At 64.9% G+C, this 3,198-nt stretch carries 4 protein-coding genes; all 4 read right to left on the reverse strand.

The annotated features are described in order from the left end of the window. Nucleotides 1-309, reverse strand: a 309-nt coding sequence (locus tag HUU95_RS12035) for an acyl-CoA dehydrogenase family protein (RefSeq protein WP_174280323.1), incomplete at its 3' end; no start/stop codon positions are given. Continuing rightward, nucleotides 309-1,505, reverse strand: coding sequence for an acyl-CoA dehydrogenase family protein (locus HUU95_RS12040; protein WP_174280324.1), 1,197 nt, complete (start codon nucleotides 1,503-1,505; stop codon nucleotides 309-311). The genes HUU95_RS12035 and HUU95_RS12040, both read right to left, overlap by 1 nt. Nucleotides 1,506-1,578: 73 nt before the next feature. After that, the gene (locus tag HUU95_RS12045) at nucleotides 1,579-2,364 is read right to left on the reverse strand and encodes a FadR/GntR family transcriptional regulator (RefSeq protein ID WP_174280325.1); all 786 of its coding nucleotides are present in this window, start codon (nucleotides 2,362-2,364) and stop codon (nucleotides 1,579-1,581) included. Nucleotides 2,365-2,433: 69 nt separating this feature from the next. After that, nucleotides 2,434-3,198, reverse strand: a 765-nt coding sequence (locus HUU95_RS12050) for an acyl-CoA dehydrogenase family protein (protein ID WP_174280326.1), incomplete at its 5' end; no start/stop codon positions are given.

Below are 3,198 nucleotides of genomic sequence, written 5' to 3' on the forward strand. Positions count from 1 at the left end.
GGCGTTGCCACTGGCGGTGATCGCCAGCCCCGCCATCAGGTGGGGAACCGCCGGTCCCGACGCGGCCCCCATCCCGAGCACCTCGAGCGCGAGCGCCGCATCCACCAGGCCGAGCGCGGCCCCCCCCGCCTCCTCGGGCAGCATCAGCCCGCCCAGCCCCAGCGCCATCAGCGCCCGCCAGCTTTCCTCGTCGAGTTCGGCGTTGCCATCCACCAGACGGTGCAGCGCCGCGGGTGGCAGCGTGTCGGCCAGCGTGCCGCGCAGCGCATCCTGGATCTGGAGTTGCTCTTCGGTCGGGTGGAACCGCATCAGGTGCCGCTCATCGCGAGGTCTCGCGGCAGGCCCAGCCCGCGCTCGGCGATGATGCCGCGCTGGATGTTGGTCGTGCCGCCCGCGATCGCATTGCCGAGCGTGCCGAGAATCTGGTCAAGCCATTTCTCAGGACCACGTCCGCGCGTGCCGGGCGGCGCGGGTTCGATCAGCGCGGCGTCGCCGATTATGTCTTGGGCGAGCAGCGCCATGTCGTGTCCGGTCTCGGTAAGCAGCAGCTTCATCATCAGCCCGACCAGCCCGGGTTCCTCCCCTGCCGCCGCGAGCGAGAAGAGGCGGTAGCTCGAGCAGCGATGCGCCAGTACCCATCCCTCGATCTTCCCGAGCGCCTCGCGTACCACCGGGTCAGCGATCGCCGGTCGCCCGCCGCGCATCGTGGTGCGCGCGAGGTCGACGAGCTTGGCGAAGGTGCCGCCGAGCGCGTCCGCCGAGCCGATACTGGCGCGCTCGTGCTTCAGCGTCGTGCGCGACACCGCCCAGCCCTCGCCGCGCGCGCCGACGATCCAGTCGGCCGGGGTGCGCACGTCCTCAAGGAAGATCTCGCTGAACGTCGCCTCGCCGGTGATCTGGCGGATCGGGCGGCGCGTGACACCGAGCTGGTCGAGGTCGATCAGCAGGTACGAGATCCCGGCGTGCTTTGGCGCGTCCGGTTCGGTGCGGATCAGCGCGAACATATGCGTCGCGCGCGCGCCGTCCGATGTCCAGGTCTTCTGCCCGTTGATGACCCATTCATCGCCGTCGAGATCACCGCGGCAGCGCACCGATGCTAGGTCCGACCCCGACCCGGGTTCGGAATAGCCTTGGCCCCAGACATACGAACCGTCGAGCGTCGGCCGTATGAAGCGCTCGCGCTGCGCGTCGGTGCCGCGCTCCAGCAAAGTCGGGACAAGCATGGCCGTGCCGTTGCCGCCAACCTCCATCGGCGCCCGCGCCGCGCGGAACGCTTCGCGGATGACCTGCGCGCGGATAATATCGACCGCCTGCTCCGAACCGCCATAACGCCTCGGAATGCCGCGATAGAGATAGCCGCGCTCGGTCGCCTTCAACCGAAAATCCCGGACATGGTCGCGAAGCGCCTCGCCGCGGCGATCCTTTGGCTGCCAGGTCTCCGCAAGGAAGCCCGCAATCTCGTCCCGAAACCGTTCGGCTTCCGCACCGTATCTCAGGTCGAACATCGTTCGCTCCGTTGCTTCCAAAAGCGTTAGCGACTTGTTCTACCTAGTCAACCATGTAGGATCGGGACCGTCGTCAGCCGAAGACGTCGAAATCACGGCGCCGGTCGTGTTCGGGTACCCACGCCTTGTTGGCGTTGATCACGTGCAGACGCCAGTGCTCTTCCGCCTTGTCCGCCTCGCCCGCCTCCATCAGGTCGATCAGCTTGCGGAACGAGCGCAGCCCGGAAAGGCCGCGCCTTTTCTGTTCGTCGATAGGTAAGGGATTCTGCTGGAAGAGGCGCACCTGATAGCTCGTTACCAGACCCTGCAGCATGCGCGTGACGAAATGCAGCGTACGGTTACCGCCGGCCTCGACGAGCAGTCTGTGGAACTCCGCCAAGCCGATCATGAAATCGATATAGCGTTCCTCGGTGACGATCGCCGTGAGACGGTCGACCTCCTCCCGCAACCGCGCGATCGCATCCGCGGGGCGGGTCAGAGCAAGTCGGCGGGCGACATAGGGTTCGATCGCCAGCCGTGCCTCATAGATGTCGGCCATCGTGGTGCCCTCTGATTGGAGCACATATCCGGCGTAACGCGCGACACCCTCGACTCGCGGCCGGTGCACCTTCGCTCCAGTGCGCGAGCCGCGCACGACGCTGATCAGGCGTTCGGCTTCTAGGATGCGAAAGGCTTCGCGCAAGGTCGGGCGCGAAATGGCGAGCGTCGCCATCAGCTGCCCTTCAGGTGGCAGGAACGCGCCCTCCTGCAACTCGCCGAGAATAATCCTTTTTCGAATGACCTCCGCCACAACCTCGGCGGTTTTCGGCACCCGGATGGGACCGGACCCGTCCTGCTCTTCCCGGTCCGCCAGCTTCAATCCCTAACCCCCCGCGACACCTATTCCACCTATATAATGACGTCGCTTACCGAAGCGCAACGCAGCGCTTTATAGCGATCGCGCGATAAGCACCTTCATAATCTCGTTCGATCCGCCATAGATGCGCTGGATCCGCGAGTTGCGGAACATATGCGCGATAGGGTAATCGTTGATATAGCCGTATCCCCCGTGCAGCTGCAGGCACTCGTCCACGACCTCCCACTCCGCGTCGGTGACCCATTGCTTGGCGATCGCTGAAGTGGTTGCGTCTAGCGTGCCGTCGAGCGCCCGCGCGATGCAGTCGTTGACGAACACTCGCGCAACGGTCGCCTTCGATTTGCACTCGGCCAGCTTGAACTGCGTATTCTGGAGCGCCAGTAGCGGCTGACCGAATGCCTGGCGGTCACGGGTATAGTCGATCGTCGCCTCAATTGCCTGTTCCATCGTGATGACACCTGCAACCGCCATCAGCAGCCGTTCGCGCGGAAGTTCCGACATCAGCTGGATGAAACCCTTCCCTTCTGTGTCGCCGAGCAGATTCTCGGCCGGAACCCACACGTCGTCGAAGAACAGCTCGGAGGTGTCCTGTGCCTCCAGCCCGATCTTGTCGAGCTTCTTGCCACGCCGAAAACCCTCCACTTCGTCGGTCTCGACGATCATCAGTGATACGCCCCGCGCGCCCAGCGAAGGATCGGTCTTGGCGACCACCACGATGAAGTCGGAAATCTGGCCGTTGGAGATGAAGGTCTTGCTGCCATTGATGCGATAGCCGTTGCCGTCCTTGAGCGCCGTCGTGCGGATCGACTGAAGGTCGGAGCCGGCGCCCGGCTCGCT

This window comes from Sphingomonas bacterium (assembly GCF_903643065.1).
Lineage (GTDB): Bacteria > Pseudomonadota > Alphaproteobacteria > Sphingomonadales > Sphingomonadaceae > Sphingomonas.